Origin of the sequence: Streptomyces sp. B1I3 (assembly GCF_030816615.1) — a bacterium.
Lineage (GTDB): Bacteria > Actinomycetota > Actinomycetes > Streptomycetales > Streptomycetaceae > Streptomyces.
In genome coordinates this window covers 5,162,857-5,177,548 of record NZ_JAUSYD010000001.1, presented here as the reverse complement: position 1 = coordinate 5,177,548, position 14,692 = coordinate 5,162,857, and the positions used below count along the sequence as shown (strand labels likewise).

Here is a 14,692-nt window from a genome sequence, read left to right as displayed (position 1 = left end):
TGTCCGGGACGGCGACGGGGCGGCAGCGGCGACGACCGGCCGGCGGACGGTGCGGGCGAGGCCCCGTCCCATCATCTCCCACACGCCACCGGGGCAACTTGCGGGGCGGCCCCGGCGTCCCTCTTCACGCATGACCAGGGACGTCCGCAGCTGAACGACCCCCGGGGGGGAAGAAGACCATCAGCCACGTACGGTTGAACGCCCGCCGTCGACCGCACGAACAAGGGGAGAGCCACCGGATGCCGCACGTCACCGCCGCGACGCCCACCTCCGGTCACCGGCGGCCCCGCTGGTGGACGGAGCTGCCGTTGCTCGCGGTGGTGTACGCGCTGTATTCGGCGGGCCGCCTGCTGGTCCGGGAGAACATACCGGCGGCCGTCGACCACGGCCTCGCCATCCTCCGGATCGAGAAGGCGCTCTTCCTCAACGCCGAGCATCCGCTGAACCGTCTGCTGACCACCCACCCCGCACTGGGCGTACCGGCCGACTTCGCCTACGCCTCCCTGCACTACCTGGTCACCCCGGCCGTCCTCGTATGGATGTTCCGGCGCCGGTCCGCCGCCTACCGTGCGGCCCGCACCTGGCTGATGACCTCCACCCTCCTCGGCCTGGCCGGCTTCACGCTGATGCCGACCTGCCCGCCCCGCCTCCTCGACGCCCGGCACGGATTCGTCGACACGATGTCCCAGTACAGCGCCTACGGCTGGTGGGGCACGGGCGCGAGCGCCCCCCGCGGACTCAGCGGAATGACCAACCAGTACGCGGCCATGCCGAGCCTGCATGTCGGCTGGTCCGTGTGGTGCGGAGTCCTGCTGTGGCGCCACGGCCGCCACCCGCTCGTCCGGGCGGCAGGCGTCGCGTACCCCCTGATCACCGTGTTCGTGGTGATGGGAACGGCGAACCACTACTTCCTCGACGCGGTGGCCGGCGCGGCCGTGATGGGTATCGGCGCCCTGCTGACCAGGCCGGTCCTGCGGATCGCCGACCGCGTCAAGAGCCGGGTGCGTGCCGTGTTCACCCCGGTTCCCGCCTCCGTCGCCCGCGCGAAGTCCCCGATTGTCAGTGGCGGATGCAAGACTTCCGCGGGTGAGCGAATACCCGGCCAGCGGACCACCTCCGCAGATTCCAGCCACGCGGCCACCGGTTCCGCGTCAGAAGCCGCCAGCGACGACGCTCCGGCAGCGGCTCGCTGAGCTGCGCGGACCGTCCGTCGCGCCGCAGCCGCTCGACGCGCGCGCTCTCGCCGCCCTCGCCGCCAACCCGGGCTGCAAGCGGCGCGCCCTGCTCGACGGGGCCGGGGTCGACAAGGCCGGGCTGGCCACGGCGCTCGGCTCCCCCGCCGCGTTCGGCCAGTCGCAGTTCGCGTTCATCCGGGGCAACGCCTTCGAGGCGAAGGTCAAGGCCGACGGAGGTACGGAGCTGCTCCGCCTCCTGTTCGAGCGACTCGGCAGCGGGGCGGACGCCCCGGGCCCGGCCCAGGTGCCCGATCTGACGGCTGCCGGCCCCGAGGGCCGAGCCGCGCGTACGGCGCTGGCGCTGCGCGAGGCCACCGCGGCGGACGGCTGGACACTGCTCGACCACCCGATGCTGGCGCTGGAGGTGGCCGGGTCGCCGGCCTACCTGGAACCGGACGCCGTCGTGGTGCACCCCGACGGCACCTGGACGGTCGTCGAGATCAAGTCCTTCCCCATGATCGACAGCTCCGCCGACGCCGCCAAGGTCGGTGCCGCCGCCCGCCAGGCCGCCGTCTACGTCCTCGCGCTGGAGCGGGTGGCCGCGCTGACCCAGGGCGCCGAGGTCGGACACCGGGTGCTGCTGGTCTGCCCGAAGGACTTCTCCAACCTGCCGACCGCCTCGGTCGTGGACGTCCGCAAGCAGCGCGCCGTCACCCGCCGCCAGCTGACCAGGCTGACGCGCGTCGAGGACATCGCGGCGGCCCTGCCGGAGGGGACGACGTTCGACCCGGGGCGCTCCCCCGAGGAGCTGGGCACGGCGGTCGACGCGGTCCCCGCCGCCTACGCCCCCGAGTGCCTGGCCGCGTGCGAGCTGGCCTTCCACTGCCGGGCGAAGGCCCGCGCCCAGGGGGCGGTGGAGGCGCTGGGCCGGAGTGTGCGCGGCGAGCTCGGCAGCCTGACGACGGTCGCCGGGGTGCTGGCGGCGGCCGCCGGCAAGGAGGGCGACCCCGCGGACCCGACGGTGGCCGCGCTGCGCCGCGCGGCGGCGCTGCGCGCGGAGGCACTTGAGGGCGGCGCACCATGTCGTTGATCACCACCCTGGCCCGGCTGGAGGCGGTCGACAGCGGGCGGGCACAGCCGCTGGCCACCGTGCGCCACCGCCATCTGACCGGCCGGCCGCTCGTCCTGGTGCCACTGACCACCGCGGGTGAGACGGGCGCCCCGCTCGGGGCGCTCGTGGGCACCGACCGTGAGGCACCGCGGCTGCTGGCGGTTCCCCAGCCGCGCGACCGCGACCTGCGGTTCGGGTTCCTCGCCGAGCTGGCGGAGGCGGTCCTGCCGCACATCGAGTCGTACGCCGATGCCGTCGAGCCGGCCGAGCGTGCGGAGACCGATCCGGAGACCGGCAAGAAGGTCAAGGTCGAGGTCGAGCTCTGCACGGACGCGGCCCAGCTGATCGTGCCGAGCCGGGCGGGCATCGAGTTCGTGCGGCTGCTCGGCCGGTCCATGCGCTTCCGCCGCACCGTCGAGGACGATCCGGACACCCCGTATCCGGCGCCCGCCCGGGTGCCGCTCCTCGGCCGCTGGCTGACGCACTACGGCGAGCGGGCCAGGGTGCCGGGCTCCTCGCTGCTGCTCGCCGCGACGGACCTGCTGAACCGGCACTGGGCGACCGGCCAGAGCAGCCTGGAGGACCAGCACCTCGGCGCGCTGCTGGCCTGGATCGACCCTCCGGAGGGCGGGTCGGGAGCGGTGGCGGCACTCCGTGCGGAGCTGGAGCGGGACGGCGCCGGGCAGCTGGTCGTCCCGCCGGCGGGACCGGCCACGGACCCGGCCTTCGACAACAGGCTCCTGGCCCCGGCGATCGAGGCGTACGACCGGGCGCGCACGTCGCTGGCCGCCGCACAGGACGGTCTGGCCGCCGACGCCCGGTACGGCGAGCTGAGCGCTGCCGAGCGGCAGATCAGGTCGCTGCTCGCGGGGGTGCTGCTGCCGACGTGGGACGCCGTGTGGCGGAGCCTCGATCTGCTGCGGGAACTGCCGGAGGGGGCCAGGGCCGAGGACCGCTGGACCAGGGACCGCTGGTCGTTCACCGCGCACCGGGACCGGGTGCGGGCGGGCGAACCGCCACAGCCGCGCCGCGACGACGCCGTGACGGCGGCCCAGAAGCTGGCCTCCAGGGAGACGGCCCAGGCGCAGCTCGAGGCCCAGGAGGCGCTGGACGATCCACTGGTGCTGGCGGGGCGCCGACTGGCGGGCGAGGCGTTCGTCGCGGAGGTGACGGACGTGGAGATGACGTACACGGAGTCGAAGCGGCCCTCGCCGCGCCCCCTGGTCACCGTGCGCACGGACGAGCGCCCGCACCTCGGTGAGCGGACGAAGGTGTACCGCTCGCTGGACGGCAAGCCGCAGACGGCGGAGTTCGTCGCGTACGCCTCCGACGACCCGGGTGATCAGGAGATCCTGCTCGTCCTGAGGATCACGGACCGGATGGGCCGGAGCAAGGAGCCGGCCCCCGGTTCGGTGCCGGAGCCCGGCGACCGGATCGCCTGGACCCTGTTCGAGCACGACCAGCGGGGAGGTCCGAAACTTCCCGACCCGGAGGACACCCCGTGGACCCACGGCGGCCCGCCGGGCGCCGCCGACGGACACGCCGAGAAGCCCGACCCCGTGACCGCGGAGGATCTCCTGTGACAGCCGTTGCCGACCCGGGTGCCGCGGCGACGCGGGCGACCGACGCGATCCTCGAAGACACCCTGCGCGGCACGGCGCGCGGCATCGTCGTGGACTCCCCGCCGGGCGCCGGGAAGTCGACGCTGGTGGTGCGCGCCGCACTCGAGCTCGCCGCGGCGGGCCGTCCGCTGATGGTGGTCGCGCAGACCAACGCCCAGGTGGACGACCTGGTGGTCCGGCTCGCCGAGAAGGCGCCCGGCCTGCCGGTCGGCCGGCTGCACAGCAGCGACTCCGACCCGTACGACAAGGTCCTGGACGGCCTGGCCGGCGTGCGGAAGTCGGCGAAGGCGGCCGACCTGGCCGGTCTCGACATCGTCATCTCCACGGCCGCCAAGTGGGCGCACGTGAAGAACGTGGAGCCGTGGGCGCACGCGATCGTCGACGAGGCGTACCAGATGCGTTCGGACGCCCTGCTCGCCGTCGCCGGCCTCTTCGAGCGGGCTCTGTTCGTCGGGGATCCCGGACAGCTGGACCCGTTCTCCATCGTGGGCGCGGACCAGTGGGCGGGGCTGTCGTACGACCCCTCGGCGAGCGCGGTGTCCACGCTGCTCGCGCACAACCCGGACCTGCCGCAGCACCGGCTGCCGGTGTCGTGGCGGCTGCCGGCGTCGGCGGCGCCACTGGTCTCGGACGCGTTCTACCCGTACACCCCCTTCCGCAGCGGTACGGACCACGGGGACCGGCGGCTGTCGTTCGGTGTGCCCTCGGACGGCTCCGGCCCCGACCGGGTGCTCGACGAGGCTGCGGGGTCCGGCTGGGGGTTGCTGGAGCTTCCGGCCCGTCACACCCCGCGCACCGACCCGGAGGCGGTACGGGCGGTGGCCATGGTGGTCCGGCGGCTGCTGGACCGGGGCGGCGCCGCCACGAGCGAGCGTTCCCCGGATCCCGTGGCGGTGGTGGCGGACCGGGTGGCGGTCGGTACGGCCCACCGTGACCAGGCCGCAGCGGTGCGGGCGGCGCTCGCCGAGCTGGGGGTGACGGGCGTCGCGGTGGACACGGCGAACCGGCTCCAGGGCCGCGAGTTCGATGTGACGGTGGTCCTGCACCCGCTGTCCGGGCGCCCGGACGCCACGGCCTTCCACCTGGAGACGGGCCGGCTGTGCGTGCTGGCCTCGCGGCACCGGCACGCCTGCGTGGTCGTGTGCCGCGCGGGGGTCGCGGACCTGCTGGACGAGCATCCCTCGACGGAGCCGGTCCAGCTGGGGGTGACGGTGAAGTTTCCCGACGGCTGGGAGGCGAACCACGCGGTCATGGCCCACCTCGCGGAGCACCGCGTCTCCTGGCGGCCGTGATTTCGAGGGCGTCCGGCAGGTATCGGCCGCTCCGTTCCTGGGCAGCGCTCTTACGGCCTGGTGCGCCGCGCTGGACAATGGAATGTGGCCGTCCGGCCGCACGAGGAAGGATCACCACATGGCACAACCCGAGCGGAACGAGCGGCAGAGGCTGCGTCCCGCGCCGCTGCTCTTCGAGCCGGCCGAGGCGGCAGCCGACCCGGAACACTTCTTCGACCTCGAGTCGATGGACGACCCGAAGGAACTGCTGGCCCGCGCGACGGAGCTGACGCACGCCTTCCGGGCCGCGACCGACCGGGCCGTCGAGTTCCAGGCCGTGGCCGCCGCACAGCTCGCCGATCCGCGCAGGTTCGACCGGCTCACGGCCGCGGACATAGCGGAGCGCGCGGAGTGGACCGAGGACTATGCCAAGAAAATGATCGAGTTCGGCCGTTCGCTGCTGAACGCCCCGCGCCCCTGACCCGGGCAGGGCTGCCACCAGGCCTCCTGCGAGGTCTCCGGCCGCTCCTCCCGGTCACTCCGGGTACAGCCTCTGGCATATGCGCTCGGGCAAGATACCCCTTCGAGGGGCGAGCTGTCCGGCTTTCGCGCAACTCTGGGAAACAGTACCGTCACAGCCGGTAGACCTGTCGTCATGAGCGCATGGCTGAACGACGAAACGACCCTGCACCCCGGTGCCGCCCCGCGCCACCGCGTCGACATCTTCGCTCTCCTGCGGGACGGGGCCGGCAACGGGACGACCGACGGCCGGACGACCGACGACCGGGCCGCCCAGGTCACCGCCGCCGGGGCGGCTTGGCTGGCCGGCGCCACGTCCCACCCGCGCAGCACGCTCTCCCAGTGGGAGGCGCGCCCGGGCTCCCCCGGCGTCCTGCCGTGCGGCTCCGCCTTCGACGTCGTGAACGTCCCCGCACTGTTCGGCAGGCGAGTGCTGGAACAGCTGTGGGCCGAAGGGCCCGGCTCCGGGCCGGTCGCGACGCACCGGGGCCGGATGCTGCTCTTCGCCTCCCCCGGCACCGCCCAGCGGCTGCCCTCCCTGCTGGCCTGGGAGGAGTGGGGCACCGGGTCCGCCGACCACGCCCGGACGCACCATGGGTCCCTGCCTCCGCTGCTGTGCCACGGCACGGGGGACGCGGTGACCGTACCGCCCCTGGTCGGCGGCTCCGGCGACACGGGGCCCCACTGGCTGGTCGCACCCGACACCCGCGACCCGTGGCTGCCGGGGCCGGACGTGCTGCTCTGGGCATGTGTGCGGGTGGGCAGGTCCGCGGCGCCGTCGACCACGGGGTATTCGATTTTTCCTCCCGCCGATCCGGGTGCTAATGTCTACGACGTCAGCAGGCGCCGCTAGCTCAGTTGGTTAGAGCAGCTGACTCTTAATCAGCGGGTCCGGGGTTCGAGTCCCTGGCGGCGCACAGACGGAAGAAGCCCCCTCGCGGAAGCGAGGGGGCTTCTTCGTGTGCCGGCGACTTCTCCGTGCGGCGGCGAGGGATTCTTTCGTACGGCGCAGGTCTCGCCGTCCGCGTCCGAAGCCGCCGGTTCAGGTGCCGGTGGTGATCCGCACCGTCCATGCCCCCGACCGCGTCCGGTCGGCGACCTCGATCCGGACGTGCTCGCCGGGCACGGTGTAGCGCTCGCCCTCGCGGAGCGGAGCGTCGGCGAGGGGCGGGTAGACGGACCGGTCCCAGCAGGCGCCGGAGTCGGGGTGGGTGTCCAGCACCTCGACCGGGCCGCCCCCGGACGGGGTGGCGTTGTGGATGCGGTAGATGAGCACGCCCTCCGTGCAGGTCGCCCGGTCGTTCCCCGTGGCGCTGCGGGCCTCGACGGCCAGCGCGCTGTCCCTGCCGGTCCTGATGACCGCGAGCCGGGTTCCGAGGGACCCGCCGGGCACGGGCACCTCCGCCATGGGCTCCAGGGTGAGGTCCGCGCCGCCCTGCACGCAGACGACCTGCCCCTGCCCCAGCCAGCCGAGCTTCCACTTGTGCCAGCCGAACAGTTCAGGGGCCAGTCCGAACTGGCTGCCCATCACGTCCCAGTCGCCGACGTAGGTGTCCCAGTCGCCCTTGCCGTCCTCCGGGCGGTGGTAGAGGTCGGCCAGGTCGAAGACGTGTCCTGTCTCGTGCGCGAGGACGTTCCGGTCCGGCGGGTGCTCCTCGAAGACGGTGACCACGCGCCCGATGTCCGTACCGTCGGCGTGCAGCGGCCGGTCGAAGTTGACGACCTTCGTCGCGTCCGAGTCGACGCCGGGCGCGTCCGGGTCGGCGACCAGGTAGACGATGTCGTAAGCGGAGAAGTCGATCCGCTCGTCGGCTGCGCGGATCGCGTCGCGCAGGTAGGCGCCGCGCCGTTCGGGGTCCCAGTCACGCTGTATGCCGTACCAGGTGGAGGGGTGGGGCATCCGGATCCACTGCCGCTGCGGGTGGGCGCGCAGGGTGAACTTCCCGTACGAGGCGCGCTGGAAGAAGCGTGTGGTCGCGGGGAAGTGGTCGGCGGCGAGCACCTCGGGCGGCACGACGGGTTCGGAGTCGGGGAACGACAGGAAGACCATGACGGCGTCGAGGCTGCGGCGGGGGCGCGGGTAGGCGTCGTTCCAGCTGTCCAGGCCGAGGGAGTGATGAGCCGCGGTCCGTGGAAGCGCGCAGGGGCCGGCGTCGCGCGTGGCGGCCACGACCGGCCCGGCGACGAGTCCGGTGGCGGCGAGCGCCACGAGGGAGGTGAGAGCAGCCGCGGCACTGCGCAGACTCGGCCTCTCCACTCCCCCGGGTCTGCGCTGACGCGGCACATCTACCTCCGGGGTGGCGAATGCGGAACACCTCCCTCACCCTGTGCCGATTCATTGCGGTACGCCCTGTTGTGCTGCCCCACTCGGGTCAGGGGGCGACGCGCCTCGCCCGAACAGTGCCGCCCTGTCCGCAGATCATGAACTCAGACGATCACGGAAAGTCACTTTCGATCATCTCGGCACTCCAATGAACCACTTGAGCACAAAAGCAATCACTCGCGGGCAAAGGGGATGAGAGCCGTTCGCCTGGACCATGCGCGTGCCGCACGACCGAAACCGTGGGCGCGCTGGAACGGCCGAGGCGCCACCCTCTATGCTTCACCTCGCTTTCCTGCGTGGTTTCCGCCACTGGCACGGCACTCCACCCCATGACCCTGCCCGACCACATCCGTCGACGACCATCTGCACAGCGGGAGCGAGCGGTGAGCGGAACCTCCGAACGACCGGCAGCCCCGGCCGGTGCGTCCACCGGCACCGCACGACCGACGGTCACCGAACGTGACCAGCAGGGTGCGGCACCCTCCGGACCGGACGACCGTCCGGGGCCCTCGGAACCGGACGCGTACCGCGCCGCCTTCCAGCTGGCCGCCCTCCCGATGGCCGTCGTGGACCGCCGGGGCCGCGTCGTCCGCGTCAACGACGCGATGGGCGCACTCCTCGGCGCGGACCCCCGCTCGCTGGTCCTGCAGCCCGCGGCCGATCTCGTCGGCCTCGCGTCGGACCGCCCCACCTGGCAGTCGTACAGCGAGGTCCTGGACGGCACCCGGTCCCGGCTCCGCTGCACCAGACGGCTCAAGCACGCCGACGGCCGGTCCGTCTGGGCCGAGGTCACCGTCGTGCCGATGGCGGACCCCGCCGCGCGCGGACCTGCCGGTGCGGGCGGGGTGCTGCTGTCCGTCACGGACATCAGTGACCGGCACGAACTGCGGGAGCGGCTGCGCCATCTGCGCCTGCACGACCCGGTGACCCGGCTGCCCAACCGGGCACTCTTCTTCGAACGGCTCTCCACCGCTCTGGAGACCCCGCCGTTCCAGGACGACTCGCTGCCCCGCCACGGCCGCATCGGCCTCTGCTACCTGGATCTCGACGGTTTCAAAGCGGTCAACGACACCCTGGGGCACCGCGTCGGTGACCGGCTGCTCGCCGCCGTCGCCGGGCGCCTCACCGACTGTGCCGAGGCGGACGGCCACCACCGCGGCGGCGACCACGGTGTCGGCGGCGGTGGTCACCTCGTGGCCCGTCTGGGCGGGGACGAGTTCGCCATCCTCGTGGAGGACTCCGCGGGCGCCCATCAGCTCACCGAGCTGGCCCACTCGGTCCTCACCGCGCTCCAGCGCCCCTTCGACCTGGCCGGCCAGCGGCTCTCGGTCTCCGCGTCGATCGGTGTGGTGGAGCGGGCCACCGCGGGCACCTCGCCCACCGGTCTGATGCAGGCCGCGGACACCACCCTGTACTGGGCGAAGGCGGACGGCAGGGCCCGCTGGACGCTTTTCGACCCCGAACGCAACGCGCACCGGGTGACCCGGCAGGCACTCTCCTCCACGCTCCGGGCCGCCGTGGAGCGCGGCGAGTTCACGCTGGAGTACCAGCCTCTGGTCGGCATGGCCGACGAGGTCGTCCGGGGCGTGGAGGCCCTGGTCAGGTGGAACCACCCGCAGTTCGGCACGCTGGCGCCGAATCGGTTCGTCTCGATCGCCGAGGAGGACGGCACGATCGTCCAGCTCGGCAGGTGGGTCCTGCGCACGGCCTGCCGGCAGGCCCGTCGCTGGCAGCTGGAACACCCCGGCGAGCCGGCCCTGTTCATCAGCGTCAACGTGGCCGTGCGTCAGATCCGGGACTCCGATCTCGTCGCCGACGTCGCGGAGGTCCTCGCCGAAACCGGTCTGGAACCGGCGCTGCTGCAGCTGGAGTTGACGGAGTCCGCCGTGATGGGGTCCTCCGGCCGTCCGCTGCGGGTGCTCCAGGAGCTCAGCGACATGGGCGTCCGTATCGCCATCGACGACTTCGGGACCGGCTACTCCAACCTCGCCTACCTGAGCCGGCTGCCCGTCTCGGTGCTGAAGCTGGACGGCTCCTTCGTCCGCGGTTTCCGGTACGAGGACGACTCACACCCCAGCCCCGCCGACGAGACGATCGTCGAAGCCATGGTGCAGCTGGCGCACCGCCTCGGCCTGACGGTCACCGCGGAGTGCGTGGAGACGTCGGGCCAGGCCGAGCGGCTGCGCCGGATCGGCTGTGACACCGGGCAGGGGTGGCTGTACTCCCGGGCGGTGGCCCCGGAACGCATCGCCGAGCTGATCGCGGGCAAGCCGCAGGCGGGCTGAGCCGGCGGGCCGGGCGGGTTCAGCCGAGGTCGGGCAGCCCGTACGCGTCCGCGATGAGCTCGTACGAGCGCAGCCGGGCATCGGCGCCGTGGGCGTTGGCCGTGATCATCAGCTCGTCGGCGCCGGTGCGCTTGGCCAGGTCGTCCAGGCCGCTGCGGACCTCGTCGGCCGTGCCGTGGACGATGTTGGTCAGCCAGCCGTCGACGAAGTCGCGCTCCATGGGGCTGAAGGTGTACGCCTCCGCCTCCTCGGGCGTCGGCACGAGTCCGGGGCGTCCGGTGCGCAGCCGCACCATCGACAGGGCCCCGCTCAGCACCTGGCGCCGGGCCTCGCGCTCCTCGTCGGCGGCCAGTGCCGAGACGCCGATCAGGGCGTAGGGGGCGTCCAGCACCGCGGACGGCTTGAAGGACTCGCGGTACAGGTCCAGGGCCGGCACGGTGTTCTGGGCCGAGAAGTGGTGAGCGAAGGCGAAGGGGAGACCCAGGACACCTGCCAGCCGGGCGCTGAAACCGGAGGAGCCCAGCAGCCAGATCGGCGGGCGGGCGGGCGACTGCACGCCGCCGGGCGAGGTGGCCTGCACGGGCCCGGGTACGGCGTGGATGCGGGCGTAGGGGTGCCCGTCCGGGAAGTCGTCGTCCAGGAAGCGCGTCAGCTCCGCCAGCTGCTGCGGGAAGTCGTCGGCGCCCTCGTTGAGCCGGTCGGTGCGGCGCAGGGCCGCCGCGGTGGCGCCGTCCGTACCGGGGGCGCGGCCGAGACCCAGGTCGATGCGGCCGGGGGCCATCGCCTCCAGGGTGCCGAACTGCTCGGCGATGACCAGCGGGGCGTGGTTGGGGAGCATGACGCCGCCGGAGCCGAGCCTGATGCGCTCGGTGCGGGCGGCCAGGTGGGCCAGGATGACGGCGGGCGACGACGAGGCCACGCCGGGCATGGAGTGGTGCTCCGCCACCCAGAAGCGGTGGAATCCGCGCCGCTCGGCAAGGGTCGCGATGTCCACGCTGGTGCCCAGGGCCTGGGTCGCGGTGCGCCCCTGCCCCACGGTCACCAGGTCGAGCACGGACAGGGGCACGGAAGCCGTCCCGCCGGCGGTGCCGCGAATCTCGTCGCCTCGGTTCTCGTCCACGTGTCTGGCCTCTCCTGTGCTGCATCCGTGTATCGGAGAGTACGAACAGGAGGATGGCTCCGCTTATTCCCCGGGCCGGGTCCCGCGAGCCGGCCGGCACCGCGAGCCCGGCGCCACGAACGCACTGCCTCCGTTCACGGGGTGCGGGCCCTCACGGATGCCGGCCCGTCCGGCGTGGCCCGTGCCGGCCGGGCCTACTCGCGTACCTCGATGCCCCGGGGCTGGGTGGCGCCGAGCGGGGGCTCGCGGGTGGCGAACAGGGTGCCGAGCGTGGGGGCCCAGACCCGGCGGTCGGCGAGCCGCAGCCCTTCCCAGACCGTCACCTGGTTAGCCGTGAGGACCGGCTTGCCCACCAGTTCCTCCAGCTCGGGGACGAACGCCGCCGTGTGCAGGGCGGTGCACGGCAGCAGCACCACCTCGGCGTCCGGATGGTCCGCGGCCGCGACGAGCTCCCTCACCCGCTCCGGCCCCCAGGTGGCGGCGTCGGCGGGGGCCGGTCCGCTGTCGTCGCCGACGGCCCGGACGGAGACGACGTCGAGACCCGCGGCCGTCAGGAAGTCGGCGAACAGCGGCGCGATGTCCTCGGCGTCGAGCGAGGCGACCGCGACCCGGCCGGCACCCAGTTCCCCGACCGCGTGCACGAAGGCGAAGGAAGTACTGGACGCGGGCAGCCCGGCGGCCCTGGCGAGGCCGGCGACCTGCTGGTGGGCGCCGTCCCAGCCGTACACGAAGCTGCCGTTCGTGCTGGCCCACACCAGCGACTCGGCACCGGCCAGGCGCAGCTCCTCCACCCCGGCGGCGAGACGCTCGGGGGCACCCGCCTCCCTCAGGGCCTCGAGCCGGGAAGCACCCTGCCCCACGCCGGTGCCGATGCCGGTGTCGGTGTGGAACAGCGGCACTCTGATGTCGCTGTCGAGCATGACCTCGATCCGCGGGAAGTCCTCCTCCGCGGCGTGGCCCGGGTAAAGAAGTCCTACGGTCGTCATGTCCATCCTTCCAGTCCGTCCGGATGTCCTGCTGCCGCTCCCGTGCGCCCTGTCACCGCTGCCCCCGCCTGGGACAAGTATTCCTCCCATCGGCGCCCATCGGCGCCCGCAGCACTCCTGACCAGCGGTTTCCCCGGCGGGCACAGGTCCTGTTGACGGCCGTCCGGTGCGGTGCGAGCGTGGAGAACCTCATGGCCGAACCCGTGATCCTCGTCCTGGACACCGACCCGTCTCCGCGCCTGGGCCGGCTGACCGGGCGGGCCCGCATCCGGTACGCCGACGAGCGGACGCTGGCGGCTCAGCTGCCGGACGCGGACGTGCTGCTGGTCTGGGACTTCACCTCCGACGCCGTGCGCCGGGCCTGGCCCGGCGAGGGGCCGCGCCCGCGCTGGGTCCACACGGCGAGCGCGGGAGTGGACCGGCTGCTCTGCCCGGAGCTCGCCGCGTCCCCCACGGTCGTCACCAACGCGCGGGGCGTCTTCGAACTCCCGGTCGCCGAGTACGTGGCGGGGCTGGTACTCGCCTTCGCCAAGGATCTCCCGGGGACCCTGGAGTCCCAGCGGCAGCGTCGCTGGCACCACCGGGAGACCCGGCAGCTCGCCGGCAGCCGTGCGGTCGTCGTCGGGGCGGGCCCGATCGGCCGGGAGATCATGCGGCTGCTGCACGGCCTCGGCGTGCGGGTGGCGCTCGTGGGGCGTACGGCGCGGCGCTCGATCCACGGCGTGGAAGACCTCGACCGGCTGGCGGCCGGCGCCGACTGGGTGATCTGCGCGGCGCCGCTGACGGACGCGACGCGCGGCATGTTCGACACCCGCTTCTTCGGCCTCCTCCAGCCGTTCGCCCGGTTCGTCAATGTGGGGCGCGGGCCACTGGTCGTCGAGGAGGACCTGGCCGGGGCATTGCGCAGGCGCTGGATCGCCGGCGCCGCGCTCGACGTGTTCCAGGAGGAGCCGCTGGGGCCGGGCAGCCCGCTGTGGGACGTGCCCGGCCTGGTGGTCTCCCCGCACATGAGCGGCGACACGGCCGGCTGGCGGGACAGGCTGGGCGAGCAGTTCGTTTCGATGTACGAGCAGTGGGCAGTCGGTGAGGCGCTGCCGAACGTGGTGGACATACGCCGCGGTTACGTACCTTCCCGGGACGTCTCCGTCTGAGACGCGGACGTAACGGTCACTCAGGAAGCAAGTGGGGCACGGCGACACGGTCCGCACCCCTGTCGTCGCCCTCCGCCCGCGGCGAGACACCGGAAGGTCTCCCTCCGGCCACTGTTCGATCACATGACGACCCTGCCTGCATAGACGCGTGGGATCGGGCAGGCACTCAGCCTGTCCGGACAGTCCGACTCCCCGATTTCTCCAGGAGATTGCGAACCATGGCCGACTTCCCTCACCTGTCCCGTCGGGGCTTCCTCAATCGTTCGGCAGCTGTGGGAGGACTGCTCGTCGTCCCCGGTCTGCTTGCCGCGTGCAGCAAGACCGACGCCGGTGCGGCGGACGGTGAGGGCGCTCTCGACAAGCTCCGCAAGCAGGGCTTCGTGCGGGTCGCGTACGCCAACGAGGCCCCGTACGGCTACATGGAGGGCAAGGAACTCAAGGGCGAGGCGCCCACCCTGCACCGGGAGATCTTCAAGGCCCTCGGCGTGGACGAGCTCAAGCCCACCCTGTCGGAGTGGGACGGGCTGATCCCCGGCCTGCAGGCCGGGAAGTACGACGTGGTCAGCGCGGGCATGGCCATCACCCCGGAGCGGTGTGCCAACGCCATCTTCTCCGAGCCGGAGTTCATCTCCCCCACCGCCATGATGGTGAAGAAGGGCAACCCGAAGAAGATCACCGATCTGGTGTCGGCGAAGGCCGCCGGAGTCACCGTCGGCGTGATGTCGGGCGCGGTCGAGGGTTCGTACGCGAAGGGCGCGGGCATCGCCGAGGGGAAGATCAAGACGCTGCAGAAGCCGCAGGACGGTGCCGACGCCGTCAAGGGCGGCCGGATCGACGCCTTCCTGCTCACCGGCATCTCGCTGCGCTGGCTGGCCAGGACCAACCCGGAGACCGAGGTCACCGACGCCTTCGTGCCGGAGCTGGAGGGTGCGAAGCAGTTCTCCCCGGGCGGTGCGGTGTTCCGCCAGGGCAACGAGGACCTGCGGGACGCCTTCAACCGCGAACTCAAGAAGATCGTGTCCGACAGGTCGCGTTACGTGGAACTGCTGAAGGAGTACGGCTTCGGCGCCACGGAGGTCCCGCCGGCCACCTTGAAGACCGCAGATCTGTGCAAGGGCTGACAGGGCGG

General features: G+C 72.8%; 12 protein-coding genes and 1 tRNA gene. 10 read left to right on the top strand and 3 right to left on the bottom strand.

The genetic code is table 11. The features are described 5' to 3' along the window. Positions 1-239: 239 nt before the first annotated feature. The 7 genes from QFZ58_RS23665 to QFZ58_RS23635 all read left to right on the top strand — a co-directional run bounded on the left by QFZ58_RS23665 (position 240) and on the right by QFZ58_RS23635 (position 6,615). A complete protein-coding gene (locus QFZ58_RS23665; protein ID WP_307126909.1) occupies positions 240-1,193 on the top strand; it encodes a phosphatase PAP2 family protein in 954 nt (317 codons plus the stop codon). After that, positions 1,087-2,265 carry a hypothetical protein gene (locus QFZ58_RS23660; RefSeq protein WP_307126908.1) on the top strand — a complete coding sequence of 393 codons (1,179 nt, stop codon included), beginning with the start codon at positions 1,087-1,089 and terminating at the stop codon, positions 2,263-2,265. The genes QFZ58_RS23665 and QFZ58_RS23660 overlap by 107 nt, the downstream gene beginning before the upstream one ends. Beyond that, positions 2,256-3,869: a hypothetical protein gene (locus QFZ58_RS23655; RefSeq protein ID WP_307126907.1), complete on the top strand. Its 1,614-nt coding sequence runs from the start codon at positions 2,256-2,258 to the stop codon at positions 3,867-3,869. The genes QFZ58_RS23660 and QFZ58_RS23655 overlap by 10 nt, the downstream gene beginning before the upstream one ends. Continuing rightward, a complete protein-coding gene (locus QFZ58_RS23650) occupies positions 3,866-5,200 on the top strand; it encodes an AAA domain-containing protein (RefSeq protein ID WP_307126906.1) in 1,335 nt (444 codons plus the stop codon). Before QFZ58_RS23655 ends, QFZ58_RS23650 begins: the two co-directional genes overlap by 4 nt. A gap of 118 nt (positions 5,201-5,318) precedes the next feature. Further along, positions 5,319-5,660 (top strand): hypothetical protein, encoded by a 342-nt coding sequence (locus QFZ58_RS23645; RefSeq protein ID WP_307126905.1) that lies wholly within the window; start codon positions 5,319-5,321, stop codon positions 5,658-5,660. Between the two features lie 174 nt (positions 5,661-5,834). Then, complete coding sequence (locus QFZ58_RS23640; protein WP_307126904.1) at positions 5,835-6,551, top strand: bifunctional DNA primase/polymerase; 717 nt, start codon at positions 5,835-5,837, stop codon at positions 6,549-6,551. Beyond that, a tRNA-Lys gene (locus QFZ58_RS23635) sits at positions 6,542-6,615 on the top strand. The genes QFZ58_RS23640 and QFZ58_RS23635 overlap by 10 nt, the downstream gene beginning before the upstream one ends. Before the next feature lie 125 nt (positions 6,616-6,740). Here the strand turns inward: QFZ58_RS23635 and QFZ58_RS23630 are convergent. After that, positions 6,741-7,982, bottom strand: a complete 1,242-nt coding sequence (locus tag QFZ58_RS23630) for a M6 family metalloprotease domain-containing protein (RefSeq protein ID WP_307126903.1) — start codon at positions 7,980-7,982, stop codon at positions 6,741-6,743. A gap of 422 nt (positions 7,983-8,404) precedes the next feature. Between QFZ58_RS23630 and QFZ58_RS23625 the strand changes: the two genes are divergently transcribed. Beyond that, a complete protein-coding gene (locus QFZ58_RS23625) occupies positions 8,405-10,306 on the top strand; it encodes a bifunctional diguanylate cyclase/phosphodiesterase (RefSeq protein ID WP_307126902.1) in 1,902 nt (633 codons plus the stop codon). A 19-nt stretch (positions 10,307-10,325) separates the two neighbouring features. On the opposite strand, the gene QFZ58_RS23620 is transcribed toward QFZ58_RS23625, so the two are convergent. Further along, on the bottom strand, positions 10,326-11,426 hold the full coding sequence (locus QFZ58_RS23620; protein WP_307126901.1) for an LLM class flavin-dependent oxidoreductase: 1,101 nt from the start codon (positions 11,424-11,426) through the stop codon (positions 10,326-10,328). 194 nt (positions 11,427-11,620) lie between these two features. Then, the gene (locus QFZ58_RS23615) at positions 11,621-12,412 is read right to left on the bottom strand and encodes a decarboxylase (protein WP_307126900.1); all 792 of its coding nucleotides are present in this window, start codon (positions 12,410-12,412) and stop codon (positions 11,621-11,623) included. Between the two features lie 191 nt (positions 12,413-12,603). Here QFZ58_RS23615 and QFZ58_RS23610 point away from each other — a divergent pair, with 191 nt between their 5' ends. Further along, positions 12,604-13,563, top strand: coding sequence for a D-2-hydroxyacid dehydrogenase (locus QFZ58_RS23610; protein WP_307126899.1), 960 nt, complete (start codon positions 12,604-12,606; stop codon positions 13,561-13,563). A 218-nt stretch (positions 13,564-13,781) separates the two neighbouring features. Beyond that, positions 13,782-14,684 carry an ectoine/hydroxyectoine ABC transporter substrate-binding protein EhuB gene (ehuB, locus tag QFZ58_RS23605; protein ID WP_307126898.1) on the top strand — a complete coding sequence of 301 codons (903 nt, stop codon included), beginning with the start codon at positions 13,782-13,784 and terminating at the stop codon, positions 14,682-14,684. Positions 14,685-14,692: the final 8 nt, after the last annotated feature.

What these genes read in the sequence shown, in the direction of transcription:
- QFZ58_RS23665 (WP_307126909.1), top strand. Translation starts at nt 240, where the DNA reads ATGCCGCACGTCACCGCCGCGACGCCCACCTCCGGTCACCGGCGGCCC.
- QFZ58_RS23655 (WP_307126907.1), top strand. Translation starts at nt 2,256, where the DNA reads ATGTCGTTGATCACCACCCTGGCCCGGCTGGAGGCGGTCGACAGCGGG.
- QFZ58_RS23645 (WP_307126905.1), top strand. Translation starts at nt 5,319, where the DNA reads ATGGCACAACCCGAGCGGAACGAGCGGCAGAGGCTGCGTCCCGCGCCG.
- QFZ58_RS23640 (WP_307126904.1), top strand. Translation starts at nt 5,835, where the DNA reads ATGAGCGCATGGCTGAACGACGAAACGACCCTGCACCCCGGTGCCGCC.
- QFZ58_RS23615 (WP_307126900.1), bottom strand. Translation starts at nt 12,412, where the DNA reads ATGACGACCGTAGGACTTCTTTACCCGGGCCACGCCGCGGAGGAGGAC.
- QFZ58_RS23610 (WP_307126899.1), top strand. Translation starts at nt 12,604, where the DNA reads ATGGCCGAACCCGTGATCCTCGTCCTGGACACCGACCCGTCTCCGCGC.
- ehuB (WP_307126898.1), top strand. Translation starts at nt 13,782, where the DNA reads ATGGCCGACTTCCCTCACCTGTCCCGTCGGGGCTTCCTCAATCGTTCG.